The organism is Leptospira noguchii serovar Panama str. CZ214 (assembly GCF_000306255.2).
GTDB classification, from domain to species: domain Bacteria; phylum Spirochaetota; class Leptospiria; order Leptospirales; family Leptospiraceae; genus Leptospira; species Leptospira noguchii.
Genome location: NZ_AKWY02000020.1, coordinates 145,367 through 160,000, shown reverse-complemented (window position 1 = coordinate 160,000; position 14,634 = coordinate 145,367). Strand labels below are relative to the sequence as shown.

The 14,634-nt window shown below is 36.1% G+C and carries 14 protein-coding genes and 1 pseudogene (1 of these 15 running past the window's edge); 8 read left to right on the top strand and 7 right to left on the bottom strand.

The genetic code is table 11. From position 1 onward, the window contains the following. A protein-coding gene (gene pyrF, locus LEP1GSC059_RS09430; RefSeq protein WP_017213457.1) for an orotidine-5'-phosphate decarboxylase crosses the window boundary here: on the top strand, nucleotides 1-782 show its 3' portion. 34 nt of this gene lie to the left of the window's left edge; 782 of the gene's 816 nt are visible here — the last part of the coding sequence; its start codon lies beyond the left edge, outside the window; its stop codon occupies nucleotides 780-782. 462 nt (nucleotides 783-1,244) lie between these two features. Here the strand turns inward: pyrF and LEP1GSC059_RS09425 are convergent, their stop codons facing one another. Continuing rightward, nucleotides 1,245-2,447: an Lcl C-terminal domain-containing protein gene (locus tag LEP1GSC059_RS09425; RefSeq protein WP_017213458.1), complete on the bottom strand. Its 1,203-nt coding sequence runs from the start codon at nucleotides 2,445-2,447 to the stop codon at nucleotides 1,245-1,247. 672 nt (nucleotides 2,448-3,119) lie between these two features. On the opposite strand from LEP1GSC059_RS09425, the gene LEP1GSC059_RS09420 reads away from it, so the two are divergent. Together LEP1GSC059_RS09420 and LEP1GSC059_RS09415 are read left to right on the top strand one after the other, a co-directional pair. Continuing rightward, nucleotides 3,120-3,527, top strand: coding sequence for a YqaA family protein (locus LEP1GSC059_RS09420; protein ID WP_051058647.1), 408 nt, complete (start codon nucleotides 3,120-3,122; stop codon nucleotides 3,525-3,527). Nucleotides 3,528-3,598: 71 nt separating this feature from the next. Then, nucleotides 3,599-4,123 (top strand): DUF2062 domain-containing protein, encoded by a 525-nt coding sequence (locus LEP1GSC059_RS09415; RefSeq protein WP_017213460.1) that lies wholly within the window; start codon nucleotides 3,599-3,601, stop codon nucleotides 4,121-4,123. Between the two features lie 506 nt (nucleotides 4,124-4,629). On the opposite strand, the gene LEP1GSC059_RS09410 is transcribed toward LEP1GSC059_RS09415, so the two are convergent. From LEP1GSC059_RS09410 to LEP1GSC059_RS09390, 5 genes are all read right to left on the bottom strand, one after another. Beyond that, entirely contained in the window at nucleotides 4,630-5,385 is a 756-nt protein-coding gene (locus LEP1GSC059_RS09410) for a hypothetical protein (RefSeq protein ID WP_017213461.1), read from the bottom strand. A 9-nt stretch (nucleotides 5,386-5,394) separates the two neighbouring features. Continuing rightward, nucleotides 5,395-5,601, bottom strand: a complete 207-nt coding sequence (locus LEP1GSC059_RS09405) for a hypothetical protein (protein ID WP_002179782.1) — start codon at nucleotides 5,599-5,601, stop codon at nucleotides 5,395-5,397. A 54-nt stretch (nucleotides 5,602-5,655) separates the two neighbouring features. Then, nucleotides 5,656-6,297, bottom strand: a complete 642-nt coding sequence (locus LEP1GSC059_RS09400) for a hypothetical protein (protein WP_020980649.1) — start codon at nucleotides 6,295-6,297, stop codon at nucleotides 5,656-5,658. Beyond that, nucleotides 6,281-7,378 (bottom strand): KamA family radical SAM protein, encoded by a 1,098-nt coding sequence (locus tag LEP1GSC059_RS09395; RefSeq protein WP_017213463.1) that lies wholly within the window; start codon nucleotides 7,376-7,378, stop codon nucleotides 6,281-6,283. Before LEP1GSC059_RS09395 ends, LEP1GSC059_RS09400 begins: the two co-directional genes overlap by 17 nt. A 74-nt stretch (nucleotides 7,379-7,452) precedes the next feature. Next, complete coding sequence (locus tag LEP1GSC059_RS09390) at nucleotides 7,453-8,352, bottom strand: phosphate ABC transporter substrate-binding protein (RefSeq protein WP_002179822.1); 900 nt, start codon at nucleotides 8,350-8,352, stop codon at nucleotides 7,453-7,455. A 402-nt stretch (nucleotides 8,353-8,754) separates the two neighbouring features. Between LEP1GSC059_RS09390 and LEP1GSC059_RS24955 the strand changes: the two are divergent. The 5 genes and pseudogenes from LEP1GSC059_RS24955 to LEP1GSC059_RS09370 all read left to right on the top strand — a co-directional run. Next, nucleotides 8,755-8,826: pseudogene (locus LEP1GSC059_RS24955) on the top strand (Imm7 family immunity protein); the annotation flags it as partial. Between the two features lie 517 nt (nucleotides 8,827-9,343). Beyond that, nucleotides 9,344-9,910 carry an elongation factor P gene (efp, locus tag LEP1GSC059_RS09385; protein WP_002179882.1) on the top strand — a complete coding sequence of 189 codons (567 nt, stop codon included), beginning with the start codon at nucleotides 9,344-9,346 and terminating at the stop codon, nucleotides 9,908-9,910. Nucleotides 9,911-9,929: 19 nt separating this feature from the next. Beyond that, complete coding sequence (locus LEP1GSC059_RS09380; protein ID WP_002180008.1) at nucleotides 9,930-10,463, top strand: 1,2-dihydroxy-3-keto-5-methylthiopentene dioxygenase; 534 nt, start codon at nucleotides 9,930-9,932, stop codon at nucleotides 10,461-10,463. A gap of 1 nt (nucleotide 10,464) precedes the next feature. After that, nucleotides 10,465-11,214: a methylthioribulose 1-phosphate dehydratase gene (gene mtnB, locus LEP1GSC059_RS09375; RefSeq protein ID WP_017213464.1), complete on the top strand. Its 750-nt coding sequence runs from the start codon at nucleotides 10,465-10,467 to the stop codon at nucleotides 11,212-11,214. A 12-nt stretch (nucleotides 11,215-11,226) separates the two neighbouring features. Next, nucleotides 11,227-11,925, top strand: coding sequence for an SDR family NAD(P)-dependent oxidoreductase (locus LEP1GSC059_RS09370; RefSeq protein ID WP_020980692.1), 699 nt, complete (start codon nucleotides 11,227-11,229; stop codon nucleotides 11,923-11,925). A 3-nt stretch (nucleotides 11,926-11,928) separates the two neighbouring features. Here the strand turns inward: LEP1GSC059_RS09370 and LEP1GSC059_RS09365 are convergent, their stop codons facing one another. After that, a complete protein-coding gene (locus LEP1GSC059_RS09365; RefSeq protein ID WP_002179707.1) occupies nucleotides 11,929-14,445 on the bottom strand; it encodes a histidine kinase N-terminal 7TM domain-containing protein in 2,517 nt (838 codons plus the stop codon). Nucleotides 14,446-14,634: the final 189 nt, after the last annotated feature.

Sequence of the window (14,634 nt, the reverse complement as noted above, 5' to 3'; positions counted from 1 at the left end):
AATCTCTCAAATCTCTACTTTGTGTCGGACTGGATCCGGACTTTGACAAGCTCCCCGAAATTGTTAAACGAAGTCCGGAACCACTGGTACAGTTTTGTAGAGAAATTATAGACGCAACAGCCTCCTATGCGGTCGCGTATAAACCAAATATAGCGTTTTTTGAAGTGTTCGGTTCTTCTGGTATTAGACAGTTTGAAAAAGTAATCGGACATCTCAAAAGCAATTATCCTCAGATTCCGATCGTAGCTGATGTTAAACGGGGAGATTTGGATAATACCGCGAGACAATACGCGCGGTATTATTTCAGAGATTTACAGGTAGATAGTCTGACACTTTCTCCATATATGGGTTTGGATTCCATTCGTCCTTTTTTAGAATATCAAGATTATCTTATATTTTGGCTTTGTTTAACTTCCAACCCAGACTCGGCTCAGTTTCAAAAGAAGAGATTTTCTGAAACGGGGCGTACTCTTTACGAAGAGGTGGCTTACGTAGCCAATTCGGTTTCTACTTCAAATTTAGGTTTTGTTGTAGGGGCTACCAGTCCTTCCGAGTTGAAAATACTTAGAAAACAAAACCCGGATCGGATTTTTTTGATTCCAGGTTTTGGAGCGCAGGGAGCTACGTTAGACGATCTTTTTCCTATTTGTGGGCGGTATTCTTTAATTAATTCTTCGAGGGGGATTCATTTTGCATCCAACGGATCGGATTTTGCAGTTCGTGCAGGTCAAGAAGCCGAAAAAATTCATAAGGCCATTCAAGTAAAGTTTACCGGTTTATAATAAACTACCTTGAGCTTGTAGATAAATCATTCGTTTAGAAATTAAATTTTTAACAACCTATTATAACTTGTGAGTTCGATCATAATTCATTTTTCTGAAAAAAGTCGGGATCTGAACTTTGTAGATCGATTCCTGAAATGTGAGAGCTACTGCAAAATTTCGTTTGGAAAGTATGATCTAAAATCGCAAAAAGATAAAAAAGACGTAATCTGAAGGAACTATTACAATTTAAAAAATAGAAATTTATAATAATTTAACCTTGTCATATTCAAAAGTACGAGAACTTATATTTTTAGAAAAATTTTTATTAGCCGAACTCACGTTAAAATAGGATTTAAATTTTGATGATGATTGTAAAACAGTGGCTTTGTACAAAAATATAGTTGGATAACGTTCTTTGTATTTCCTAGTATTTTCCACAGATTAAAGTTGCATTACAAATTTTTAAACAACCATAGCAGATCAAAACGTAGTTACACAACGGGTATACATACCACCAGATTTATCCGATGATGCAATTATGCCGTTTGCAAAAGCAATAGCTAATGCAAAACTTTTATTACTATCGTATGTAGTAGAAGTCCAATACGCTGAAGGATTGGGTGTATTTGGAAAAAAAGTAGTATCGATTGCAGGTAAAATAAGAATGGGGTTGCTATAATCGATGATACTTAAAAGTTCATTTACATTTGGTAATCTCCAAACCCTTCCTACCAAACCCTTACCATTGCAATTACCACGAGCAGTGTTCCAATCTGTGTTTGATGGAGCACCAATCAAACACGTTCCTCCTCCTTGCCCTTCTGAACATTGAGACCAAAGAAGTCCAGTATTTAGATCTCGAACGGTTCCATCCGCTTGATTTATAAAAGAAGGTGCAGGCATTGCGTTTCCGGAAACACAACGTAAATAGATAGATGTGGCTTGTGGTATACTAGAAATCCTTGCGTCCATAGGCGGTGTCACTGCAAAGTCTACCGTCCAATTATTTCCTGCTACCTTAGCATCTATTGTGCTGGTCATATAAGACCTTCCGGTAAATGTCCTAGAAGGAAAAAAAGCATTCTCAATATGAGGATTGTTTGCATAGTGAACGATAGAAGCAAGTTCTCTCGCTGTAGGAAGTCTCCAATTGGTTTTACCAGCATATCCTTCTCCACTGTTGAGAGTATTCAACTCAGAACAACTTCCAGGAAGCCCTCCATTTGCATCTGCCCAGTTCATTGGAACTGCAACACCTGCACAATCTGAACCGGTCTGACCTTGTGCACAGGTTTTCCAAGTAAGTCCATGTAGAGGATCAAATATAGTATAATCGGAAGTAAATTTACAGTGTTGGGTTGGTCCTATAAAATTACGAGCATTTGGAACATTATCAAAAGATCCATCAGAGCCGGGCAGACCCAGTGCACCACTACAACTTTGAACTGTTCCAGCTCCACTCCAACAAAGGGTTTGACCAGTATCAAAGATTGAACCTGGATTAAAAGGACCAGCGGGTGCGGGGCATTGGGAGTTATTGTTATTAGAGTTGTTTTCCTGATTTTCAGCGGAATCTGTATTTTGTAAATATTGAAATATAAAATAAGGCGGATCAAGAATGGCTGGCGACTTGATGCAGAAGTTGAAAAAGAGTGGAAGTATAAAAACGAAATACTGATACATAACTTTATCTAATTTGCCTATTTGTTATAACTGAAAAGTTCTAACAAATAGGATTCATTTTATAGCATGATCTATTTTTTCGACTATTCAGTCTATATTTTAAGGTGAGTATTTTTCTTTTCGGATTTACAAGATACGAAATTTAAATTTCAAAATTTCCAAATTATGTTTTGAACTCAAATTTATCTCGATTTCAATGAGAAATTTTTGAAAACTAAACAACATAGTAATCAAACATTTTAAAATACTCTAAACTTACACTTGTCTAAAACTTAATTTTATCTTATCACAAAGATTAAGCTGCAAAAATCGGTTCCGGTTTTGAGACAAATTCTTAATCAAAATAGGTTTAGTATAAGAACAAGTAGAATTGGAGTGAAAAGCGTGTTGGGTCTATAAAAAGTGTTTTGTTGAGTTTTTATTCGCAAAAATTTTCTTATGTTAAATGAGTTTAAAAGTTAATAAATTATTGGAAATGAGTCATGATAAAAAAGACGATCGGCTCAGAAATATTTTTTTTTACTGTTTAGCTTTTGGTTTTTATTTTTCTGTGATTTTTCTTTTATCTTTGCAGATCATAGTGAATGTTCGCAAAAGAAAACAGAAGATATAATTTTGATTGTGTTAGAACTTGAAGGAAATATTTGGAGAATTCTTTCTGAGCTGATTTCCATGTATGGGGGTATTGGTCTTGCGTTCGTTTCTTTTGTGTCGGCGACCATTCTTCCGTTTAGTTCAGAAGCCGCTTTGGTTCTTGCACTCGTTTCAGGGTTTTCTACTTATGAGGCGGTTGTTTGGGCTTCATTCGGGAATTGTACCGCTTGTATCGTGAATTATTTTCTAGGTTATGGCTCGGAAACTTTTGTTCATAAAAAGTTGGAATCCTCACCAACGTTTCGAAATCTATATCAAAAGGTAAAAACTTTTGGTTGGCCGGTCTTATTGTTATCCTTTTTACCCATCGTAGGCGATCCTATAACTGTTCTTTCCGGTTTTTTTAAACATAGATTATGGCTATTCATAGTTATCGTATTTACTTTACGGATTGTTCGTTACGTTTTTTTAGCATTCGTTTTTTAATGGATCATAAAAGTTTGGGCTTGGTGTAAGAAAATTATTCTATTATATAGTTCTGAGTAAGAGGCGAACCTTTGAATTTTAAATTTTTAAAAAAGAATTTTCGAATCCTAAAAATTTTTTCTCTCAAAAATATAATAGAAGTTCTCAAAAAAGAACTAAAGTCCGGGATTACTCCAGAAAAAATTTCATTGAGTATCGTTCTTGGTGCGGGAGTGGGCGTGTTTCCTTTAATCGGCACGACTATGGCTCTTTGTGGAATTTTAGGTTTGTTGTTCCGGCTCAACCCAGTTGCAATTCAGTTGGCAAATTATCTCGTTTATCCTTTGCAGATTATTTTGATCTTTCCGTTTTTGAAAACGGGTTCTATTGTTACTTCCACTCCTTTGAATTTAAGTTGGGCCGAACATATTTCCTTGGATAACGTTTCCGTAATTGCAAAAGGGATATTTGATGTAGCCGCCTTTGCGGTATTAGGTTGGTTAATTTGGGTTCCGAATATTTCTATTGTTCTTTATTTTCTTCTTTTACCGTTTTTGAAAAAAATAAATAAATTGTTTCATTCTAAGAAAGTTCAAGAGATTTCTTCTAACGAATAAATTTTTCGTTAAATTAACATGAGTTCGGAGTAAAAAAATGAAAACGGGTTTTCCAAAAATGTGAGTTTCTACAATTTAAGAATTGGTTCGTAAAGTCGCGATTTGCGACATTTTAGAGCATGGCTAAAATATTCAAATTATTGAAACAATTTAATCTAAGTATTCTATTTAGTCGCCCGAGTAGTAAGTTACATTACAAATTTTTAAACATTTACTTTTTGTATGAGTTTTCACATTTTAGGAATTGATCGATAAAGATTCAGATCCTACTTTTTTCAGCAAAATGAATCATAGATTTTTTACGTCAAATTCACGTTATTATAAATTGAATAAGTTAAAATCTAAGATTTGCGATTGATACAGATGGCAGAACGCATAAAATCTATTTAAATAGATTTCTAAAAAAATAGGGATTTGAACTTTGATTCTACAAGTTACCTCAAAGATATCTTAGAATGATCAGAATCGGCATTTGAAGCAAAGATAAAGTATTTTTGAGATAGCTTTTAGTAATTTAATTTTAGAATTTTAATTTCTTTCTCTTCAAACCGAATTGTATCTTTGAGATTTTGAAATTTCCCAGCAGAAAAAGGATTTTGATGATTTCGAATTTCAGTTTTTAACTTTAGAATTTCTTCATATAAATTCAAAATTTCTAAAATGTTTTCGTCTACCTCTTTGTTGTAGAGCCTGCGTATCATGGCGATGAGCCGGGTGGGTACGTCTGCGTAAACGATTTCTATCCAACTTAAGTCTTCTATCTCTCGGAAAACCCAACTTTGAAGATAAAGAGCCACAAGCCTTTCCATTCTTAAGATTTCTTCTTTTGTGTTTTTAGAAGAAATACTTTTGTAAAAACGATATCTCTTTTTTAAATGTTTTACTCCAGCAATTGAATCTATTGTCTGAGTTTTAAGTTTTGCCCATTCTCGAGTAAGAAGAGGAAAAGAAGTTTTTCCAAAAAAAGGTTCTCCTAATTCGCATAAATGAGCCGCAGAAGGTTCAAAAACACGAAGTCTCGCCAAAAAAGAATCTATATCAGCGGTAACGAGTTGAACTGGAGCAATTTCCTCTAAAGGGCTTAAGATCGCATTGATTTCTCTTAAAAATGTACTCTTTAGTTGATCACTTGGATCTGCCAAAAGAAAAAAATTAAAGTCGGACGAATCCCTAAAATCGCCTCTTTGCCTAGACCCGTAAAAAATAATTTCGAACGGTTTTAGGGAAAATACGGTTTGCAGGTTTCGTTTGATCGATTCCATGTTCTCTCTTTATTCAAAAAATAATTTCATTCTCGAAAGATTTTCTAAAATTGCTTCGTAGGCTTTATCTCTTTCTGTAGGACTACGAAACGGCAGGGATTTGATATGGTTCAGGTCATTGTAGATGATCTCTATTGAATTGGAAGATTGGCTTTTCTTGATCGTGGATATATAATCCAGGTTGATGATTTCTGTGTCTCCCAGTTTCAACCACATACTAGATCCTTGTAAAGGATAGAATATGGATCTGTACAGAATTGGTCAAGAAGACTAAAAAATTCTGAGTCCTTTACGGATATTTTCATGAAATTCTTTTCCAAGTAAGGCAGTATTTTTTCCCGAATTGTTTTTAAAGTCCGTTTCAAATACAAAAATAAAAGATTCTTTTTGCCATTCCCATCGAATATAACAACTTTCATTGTGTGTTCCGGTTAGAACGCTGGCCCTTGAGTCGTTTGGCATGGGAAAATATTGATATTGTTTATTTTGAAGCAAGTTTAATTCTTCTGCGGTTAAGATATGTTTGAAATCGATTTGATTGTCTTCTGTGTAAGAGGAAGCTTTGATTCTTCCAAATTGATTTTCAGAAGAACGGATCGTAAAATCGTAAAATAAACCTCTTGCAAATAATTTCCCTGTTTCGTGTAGGATCACTCCTTCGGAGGTGTCATAGACCACGTCGTAGTTAAGTCTTAGATACCTGGGTGTTTCAATAGAAGAAGAGACTCCTTTACTTTCCGGAGTTTTACAGACAAATAAAAATCCAAATAACAAAAACAATGAGACGAGTTGTCTTAAGAAAATAAGACAGAATGTTAAGTTTTGATCTTTTAGAAAAAGTAAAAAAGAATTCGATACTTTTGTATTTTGAAACACGTTGTAAAATCGATTTCGCTTAATAACTGATTTCATAAAGTTCATCCTGATAGTTTCGAAATATATAAGAACGGTCCGTTTTTTCCGCCAGATAAGAAGTGGGAAGAGGAACCTTACCTCCGCCCCCGGTCAGATCCACTACGTACAACGGAACCGATAGACCGGAAATTCTTCCGCGAATCTGTTTCATAATTTCCACACCTTTTTCGATCTCGACGCGAAAGCTTCCGCTTCCCCATACTTCATCACACTGATGTAGATAATAAGGTTTGATTCCGATTGCGGTAAGTCCGTAAAACAATTCCTTTAGTGTTTCGGCGGAATCGTTGATTCCCTTTAAAAGAACTCCTTGGTTTAAAATCATAGTACTACCTTCTTGAATAAGAAGAGAAATCCTTTCTCGAACAAGAGGAGTAATTTCTTTCGGATGATTGAAATGAGTGACTATATAAACTGGAAAGTGTTTCTTGAGAACGGCGCATAACGAGGAGTTGATTCTCATCGGAAGAGTTACCGGATATCTGGTATGAATTCTAACTTGATTGATATGCGAAATCGATTTTAATTCTCTTAAAAGATAATCCAACTTATCGTCAGAAAGATTCAAAGGATCTCCACCTGAGAGGATTACTTCCTTAATTTCTTTGTGAGACCGAAAATAATTAAGCGCCCTATCCCAGTCTTCTTGACCAGGGGTATGAGAAGATTTACTAACTTTCCTTTTGCGGGTACAGAATCTACAATAAACCGCACATACATGAGAAAGATACCAAAGAGCTCGATCCGGATATCTATGTGTTACCCCTTTGACAGGCATAAATGTTTCTTCTGAAAGTGGATCTTGTTTTTCAAAACCGTTACGAATCAATTCTTCTTGGTGTGGAACGATTTGAAGTCGGATCGGACAATTTGGATCTTTTGTGTCGGCGAGACTTAGATAATAAGGTGTGACTGAGAATTCAAAAAATCGAGAGCAAGCTTCGAAGGAAAGAATTTCTTTTTCCGAAAGTTCAAGATGTTCGGACAAGTGGGTTCGTGTTTTGATTCTGTTTTGAATCTGCCATTTCCAATTCAACCATTTCGAAGAAGTTTCTAAATTGGATGAAGATTTGGGCATGAAACATTGACTCCGAATTTGATTCTACTAAAACCATTCTAGTATCATTCGGAGAGTCAACTACGAACCGGATTCTACTTTTTGACTTCTACTTCCACGGTTGGAAGAGTTCCTCTTAAATATCCACTTTTAAGAATTGTCTTCTGTCCTTCTTCGCCCGTAACATACGTAATGAAGTCGTCTATTTTTTGACCATGATCGGAAAGATAAAATAGATAAAGTCCTCTGGAAAGTTCATACTTTCGGTTATACACGTTTTCTATACTAGGAACCACAAAAGGATCTTTACCCGAAAGAGAATATTCTAAGGCTCGCACTCTACCTTTGTTTTCAAAAAGAGCGCTACCCATTCCCATAAAACCAATCGAGTTCGGATTGGAATCAATTTCCACTGCCATTGAATCGTTATTCGCGACGATCTTAGCCATTTTCGAATATACTACATTCTTTCTTATCTCGAAACTTTTACTTCCTAAATCTTTCTGTTTGAGGACGTGTGTTTCAAAATAGGCCGCGGTTCCTGATTTATCATTTCTAATGATTACGTCTATCTTTCCGGGTTTACCTCCTACCTTGGACCAGTCTGAAATTTCTCCCGAAAAAATTTTAGAAGCAGTTTCCAAACTGATTTTACGGATTGGATTGGACGGATGAACGATAATAGCAATTCCATCATAGGCGATCGTAAGAGATTCAAACTTACCTTTGGAATCAAATTCTCTGAGTTCCGTTTCTGTAAGTGGTCTGCTGGCTGCGGCAATATCGGTTTTACCTTGAAATAGTTTTTCGATACCTTCGATTGAACCACCACCTTGAACTACTACTTGGGTCCCGGATTTTTTCCGAGTATATTCCAAGCCGATCATCTGAAGCATTACGTGCATCGTTTCCGAACCTGTGACGGTGATTGTTTCTTTGGGTTTACAATTTCCTATAAGAATGATTGTGACTAGGATTATAAACTTTAGTTTCATACTTTACGTTCCTGTGGGAAGTTGTCGGGGATACTGTTCTTAGTAATAAAAAAGTCCATTACAATTCGAGTGTGAATTATTACAAATTCATACATTAGAATCTGTAAGTTAGACTTTAGATCAAATCCCGGCAATATTTTGCAAAAGTAAGTTTTAATAGAACTATTGCTTTTAGTTCTGATCAACAAATTGAAGAATTGAACTATCGAATAACTTTGCAAAAAAAGTACTTAATCCAATATAGTTTACACTTCAATAATGTGAATTCAAAAATAGATAGGTTATGTATTCTTGAACATAAGACGGCTCGGAATATAATACTTTGGGCTCAATGGATCTAGAAGACTGAAAGGGTTTTGTCATCCAGAGGGTCGTTCGAAGTAACTAAAGCGTCTCGCTCCCTACCATAACCTTACCCACAAGTATTTGGATCTCAATATTAAATCTGTGGGAATTACGACAAATCCTCTGTAAAACTGAGTTCCCACCCTTAATTTTTGGGTGGGGGCGGAGGTGGAGAAGTTCGGAAGATTTTTCTCTATCAGAAAAACATACTTTTTGCAAGTAACAAAACTCATTCTTGTCGGAACACTTGAAAAATGTGTGTTTTTGAGCCCACAACGCGATTCATAGAGAGCGTTGTGTTGAGTTTCAAACACGACCCGAGAAACTTAGCGAATGCCTCTCGGCATTCAGGAGAGCGTTTTACTGAGTTCAATTCTGATTCTAAAATCCTATTCAACTTGTGGGATTGGTTATGAACTCCCTACGAGTCGTTCGAAGTAACTAAAGCGTCTCGCTTCTATTGGCGCTCGAGTAACTCAGCGTCTCACTCCCCGAACTCAGCAAAACGCTTTTTACGAAAGCGTTTTAGGTCGCTCGAGTAAACTCAGCGTCTCACTCCCTACGAGTCGTTCGACGGGTTCTTTTTCTTGACAATGGGTTCGTTTCTAAAGAAATAGAAGGCGGTAAATTATTCTTAGGAAATTCCATGACTCTTGGTATCACAGAAGTAAAAAAAGGTATGGTTCTCAAAGTAGAAGGGGATCTTTATTCAGTAGTTAAAACCGAGTTCGTAAACCCTGGAAAGGGGTCTGCTTTTATTAGAACAAAACTTAAAAACCTCACTAAAAACAGTTCTATCGAACGCACTTTCAAAGCTGCAGAGAAATTAGAAAGTGTCGAGTTAGAAAAAAGAAATATGACCATCTGCTACACCGAGGGAGATGATATTATCTTCATGGACTCTAACGATTTCGAGCAAATGCCGGTGTCTAAAGAATATGTGGAAGACATCCTTCCTTTCTTAAAGGAAGAAACACCTATGGAAGTTACATTCTACGAAGGAAAACCGATCGGAGTGATTCCACCAAACTTTTCCATTTTAGAAGTAACTTATGCAGAAGAGGGTCTGAAAGGAGACACTTCTGGTACGGCTCAAAAAAGGGTTACCGTAGAAACCGGCGGAGAAATCAACGTTCCTATTTTCGTAAAACAAGGAGACGTTATTAAAATTGATCTGCGGGATCTTACCTACGTAGAAAGAGTCAACAAATAACGTTCGTGGAGAGTTATCTATGGCAACGATAGTAAGGCAAAACGGTCTGACACCAATCCAGGAAACAAACGAAGTAAAATCCTTTCTGAAAGAAAGAGGGATCGACTACGATCATTGGAGGGTTCCGCCTAACGCATTAGATTTGACTGATAAAGAAATTTTGGCAGATGTCGAAAAGGAAGAACTATTAAAAAAACTGGATGATCGATTTGAAACCCTAAAAACAAAAGAAGGTTATCAATCCAGGGATTTGATCGTATTACATCCGAACGTTTCTGGACTAAATGAAATGCTTGCAAAGTTCGATAAAGTTCACTATCACACTGACGAAGAAGTTAGATACATCGTGGATGGATCGGGAGTTTTTGGTTTTGCATTTAAGGGCGAGAAGTTTTTAGTTCACGTATATAAAGACGACTTTATTTCTGTTCCAAGAAATACAAATCATTGGTTTTATCTAGACGATAAAAAAAGAATCAAAGCGGTTCGTTACTTTCAAGATATGAGTGGCTGGGTGCCGAATTACGTGGAAGAAACCAATTCCCTGGACTGATATGTCCGTCAAAAAACAATTAGAAAGGCTTTCCGTATTGGGGGCCTGCTACCATAAAAATGGATGGATGCCTGGAACTGCCGGAAATTTATCCGTTCGAATTTCGGAAGAATCTGGATTCTGGGTCAGCGGGAGTGGACTGGATAAAAATCTTCTCAACAAACATAGTTTTCTTTATGTAGATTTGGAATCAGGTAAACCAGTCGATTCCAAAAATTCCAAGGTGATCAAAGGACTAAAACCCAGCGCGGAAACTTCGATTCATAGAGCCATATATCGAGCGTTAGACGGAATCGGTTGTGGTTTACACGTTCATACTCTTGAATCAAATCTGATTTGTGCAAATACTTCTAAAAACGCCCCAATTGCTTTGTTTGAACTCCCACCAATCGAAATTCTAAAAGTATATGGAATTTGGGAGGAAAGTCCAAAGGTTTATGTTCCTATAATATACAATTTTTCGAATGTACAGGATATTTCCGATTGTTTGGAAAAGTATCTGAAGAAATACAAGCCACACATTCCGTTTTGTATTATTGAAAAACACGGGATTACCGTTTGGGGTAAAGACACGGTTCAGGCAAATCGAAATCTAGAAGCGACAGACTTTATTCTCAAATATATGATATCTTGGAAAAGCTTTTCGTATTCGAGAGAGCCTAAAAAACTTTCTGTTAGTGATATGTCAGAACAAGATCGTCGGGAAGTATTTTCTGCCGAATTTCCGATATACCCAGCTACTTTTTATTAAATGGAGAATTTTTTGTCTTCTGAACAAGAAAACAAACTTATTCTCGTAGCTGGTGCAGGTTCCGGGATTGGAAAATCTGTATTAGAAAATTTAAATTTACTGAATCAGGCCGCAATTGGAGTTTCTAGAACCGGAGTAGCTTGGAAAACAAATGAAAGGTTCCAATCCGGAAAGAATTTTCAATGTAATCTTTCCAGACAGTCTGAGGTTCTTGCATTTGTAGGAGTTTTAAAAAAGCAAATATCCTACTTAGGAGGAGTCTATTTTACTTTTGGAAGCGGACTTTTTAAATCTGTGGAACAAATCGCATTAGAAGAATGGAATGCACATTTTGTTCTCAACTTAAGTTCTCTATTTTTACTTACAAAGGAAATTCTTCCACTTTTAAGATCTGGTTCTTTTTTGTGTTATCTTTCTTCCACAGCGGGTTATCAGGGATTTCCAAACTCAACAGCGTACTGCGCTAGTCGTCACGCGATTGCAGGTTTTGCAAAGGCTCTTCGAGAAGAATTAAAACCCAAGGGGATTCGAGTTATTACGGTTTATCCCGGAGCGGTTTATACGGATATATGGAAGGGTAGGGAAGGATTTGATCAGGACGATATGATTCCAGTGGACGATTTTGGAAAGTGGCTTGCTACTTTGTCTATTTTATCGGATGCAGTATATCCGGATGAAATTAAGCTGCTTCCACGTAAAGGAATTTTATAATATTTATATATTATTATTTTTTAATGGAATTCCTACCTTAAACACGGTTCTGCCGGGAATGGAGTCGAATGAGATGGTGCCATTGTGTTTTTCCACTACTTTGAGGCAAATGTCCAGACCGAGACCGCTTCCTTCCCCCGGTGGTTTTGTGGTAAAAAAAGGATTAAAAATTTTGTCTCGGATCCCTTCCGGAATACCTGGTCCTGAGTCTTCTACTGAGATAACTGCAAAGTTATCCTCTTTATATCCGCGGATTTTTAGTTTACCGGAGTAGGTCATTGCTTGTACAGCGTTCATGATTAAATTGGTCCAAAGATGTAAGAGATCGTCCCGATAAATAGGAACGGGAGGCAGGTCTTCAAATTCTACTGAAAGTTCAACACCATGACGGAACAAATTTTGATAGAGTGTTAAAACGGTTTCTATATTTTCGCGTAAATTAGAATCTTCTAAAACGCTGTTATTGTCAAAATGTGCAAAACTTTTTAAAGCGTATAAAATTTTAGAGGATCTTTCCACCGCGGTTTGAATTGTTTGGGAGTTTCTTTCCGGCCCTAAAAGATTAGTGATCAATTCTAAAATGGAAATGGCTTCTTTGTGTTTTAGGAGATTTATATATTCTTTTTCTTTTCCATAAAGACCACATTCGAACGCGGCTTCACAGAGTTCGTTGGGAGGGGAAACGAATCCTAGATTTTCCAGATTTGTTCGAATTTCTTTGATTCGTTTTCTTCTTTCAATACCCAAAATTAAATCGGAATGTTGCCCCGCGATTTCTATAATATTTATGATTTGGCTTCTGATTTTTTCAGGAAGTTTTCTTAAAAGTTGAAAGTAGTCTTTTGATTTCTCTCGAAAAGATTTCGTATAGTATTGAATGTTTTGATTTGAGGCTTGGATTGCACCTAATGGATTGTTGATTTCGTGTGCGATTCCGGAAACAAGTTGACCTAGATCGGCGAGTTTTGCGGTTTGAACGAGTTGGGCTTGGGTTTTTTTAAGGGTTTCGATGATTTTTTCCAATTCTTTTTTTTGGTCTTCAATCATCTGATTCTTTTTAGTGATTTCTTCGTTTGCGGATTTTAAATTTGCAATTTCATTTTCTGCGTTATAGACGTCGGTTAGATCTGCGCCTGCAGAAATGATATAGTTCGTATTAGAATGATCGTCCTTGATCTCCCTGTTCTCCCATAGAATCACTTTACGCTCTTTGAATTTATCGATCCATTGTTCCTGGACTTTAGGAATAAAATTGCCTCGAATCATTTTGAAATATTTTTTCTTAATGAGTTCTCTTTTTTTAGGTTCAACAAAAATTTCCCAAAAAGTATGTCCGTGAACTTCTTCAAAACGATAACCGAATGCGTTTTCACAAGCTTTGTTGAACCTGAGAATTCTTCCTTCTTTGTCGAGCGCTAAAAAAAGTACCCGAGTAGAATCTAAAATCATATTCAAAAAGTTTTTTTCTTCGATTGCTCTCACCTCACCTAATTTACGTTCGGTGATATTTCTTAAAGTGAGTATCCAGAAGTCACTTGGTGTAGGTCGATTGGAGAAATTTTTAAGGACCACCTCGTAGTACCTAAGTTCTCCATTCATAAAAAGCCTAAGATCTGGAATGGAATTGATTTCCTTTAATTTGTATTTTTCGATCAGGTGATTCAACTCCGGATAAATTTCTTTTAGAGTGACACCTGTAAAATTAAGTTTGTTTAGGAATAATACAACAGATGCCTCATTGTAATCTAAAATCAAATTATTTTTGTCTAATATTAGAATTCCATCTTGGATAAGATTAAAAACTTTATCCCTTGCGACAGGAATCAAATCCATCATCTTAAAATAAAAAATTCCGTATGCCCAAACTAGAGAGGTTATACAACCGGTAATCGGGAATACGTCCAGATGAGGGTTGATGAACGGAAAAAGACCCGTGACCGTCATCAGTCCTCCTAAAAATGGAAATAAAATTCCAATTAAAAGCATAAACATTTGTGCTCTTTTAAAACCGTTAAAAGTTAAAAATTTCCAGATTAGAATCGTTATGACGATTGTTTGAATCAAAAAATAATAAGAAACTGAAAATTTCATCCAAGAACCGAAATCGTATATGAGAATTTTCCAGGAAGTATTTGCAAGAAATTGAATGTTTTTACGCATTAATTCTGATTTGTATCCGGACCAGATGATAATTTCGTTCAAAATTGGAAATAGTAGAATAAAAAAGATTAAGGAGAGTCGGTAGACAAAAGTGAGTCTGAGAATTAAAAGAGAAATGCCAATTATGGTAATGTCTCTTCCGATAAATTGAAAATCGTCCCAAAAAAGAATCCATCTTTCGTTTCTTGAAACGATTTCAAAAAAACTTCCAAATGAGTACAAGGCAAGTCCGGTGACGACAAGTAGAAATTCCTTACTCCCTTGAATCCTTCGATTTTTATAAGCTATCAGTGAGTTGATTCCAAAAACGATAAAAGAAAAACCAGAATAAAAAGCGAAAGTGGACCAGACGAGTTCCATGTTTTCATGTAGAGGTGGTAGATTCATTATCTCTATCGTTCGAGGTTTTAAATAAGTTTGTAGAGTAAGCGAAAATGGTTGAAGTGAAAAGTAGAAAAATGAAGTCGCTTTAAAAATTAAAAAATTTTATTTTGTTCCGATGGTTTAAAAAAAAGGTATGATTGCAAAAAAGTATAATATGTCGATTTT

What these genes read in the sequence shown, in the direction of transcription:
- LEP1GSC059_RS09410 (WP_017213461.1), bottom strand. Translation starts at nt 5,385, where the DNA reads ATGGAATCGATCAAACGAAACCTGCAAACCGTATTTTCCCTAAAACCG.
- LEP1GSC059_RS09425 (WP_017213458.1), bottom strand. Translation starts at nt 2,447, where the DNA reads ATGTATCAGTATTTCGTTTTTATACTTCCACTCTTTTTCAACTTCTGC.
- LEP1GSC059_RS09380 (WP_002180008.1), top strand. Translation starts at nt 9,930, where the DNA reads ATGGCAACGATAGTAAGGCAAAACGGTCTGACACCAATCCAGGAAACA.
- mtnB (WP_017213464.1), top strand. Translation starts at nt 10,465, where the DNA reads ATGTCCGTCAAAAAACAATTAGAAAGGCTTTCCGTATTGGGGGCCTGC.
- LEP1GSC059_RS09405 (WP_002179782.1), bottom strand. Translation starts at nt 5,601, where the DNA reads ATGTGGTTGAAACTGGGAGACACAGAAATCATCAACCTGGATTATATA.
- LEP1GSC059_RS09395 (WP_017213463.1), bottom strand. Translation starts at nt 7,378, where the DNA reads ATGCCCAAATCTTCATCCAATTTAGAAACTTCTTCGAAATGGTTGAAT.
- LEP1GSC059_RS09365 (WP_002179707.1), bottom strand. Translation starts at nt 14,445, where the DNA reads ATGGAACTCGTCTGGTCCACTTTCGCTTTTTATTCTGGTTTTTCTTTT.
- efp (WP_002179882.1), top strand. Translation starts at nt 9,344, where the DNA reads ATGACTCTTGGTATCACAGAAGTAAAAAAAGGTATGGTTCTCAAAGTA.
- LEP1GSC059_RS09400 (WP_020980649.1), bottom strand. Translation starts at nt 6,297, where the DNA reads ATGAAATCAGTTATTAAGCGAAATCGATTTTACAACGTGTTTCAAAAT.
- LEP1GSC059_RS09420 (WP_051058647.1), top strand. Translation starts at nt 3,120, where the DNA reads ATGTATGGGGGTATTGGTCTTGCGTTCGTTTCTTTTGTGTCGGCGACC.
- LEP1GSC059_RS09390 (WP_002179822.1), bottom strand. Translation starts at nt 8,352, where the DNA reads ATGAAACTAAAGTTTATAATCCTAGTCACAATCATTCTTATAGGAAAT.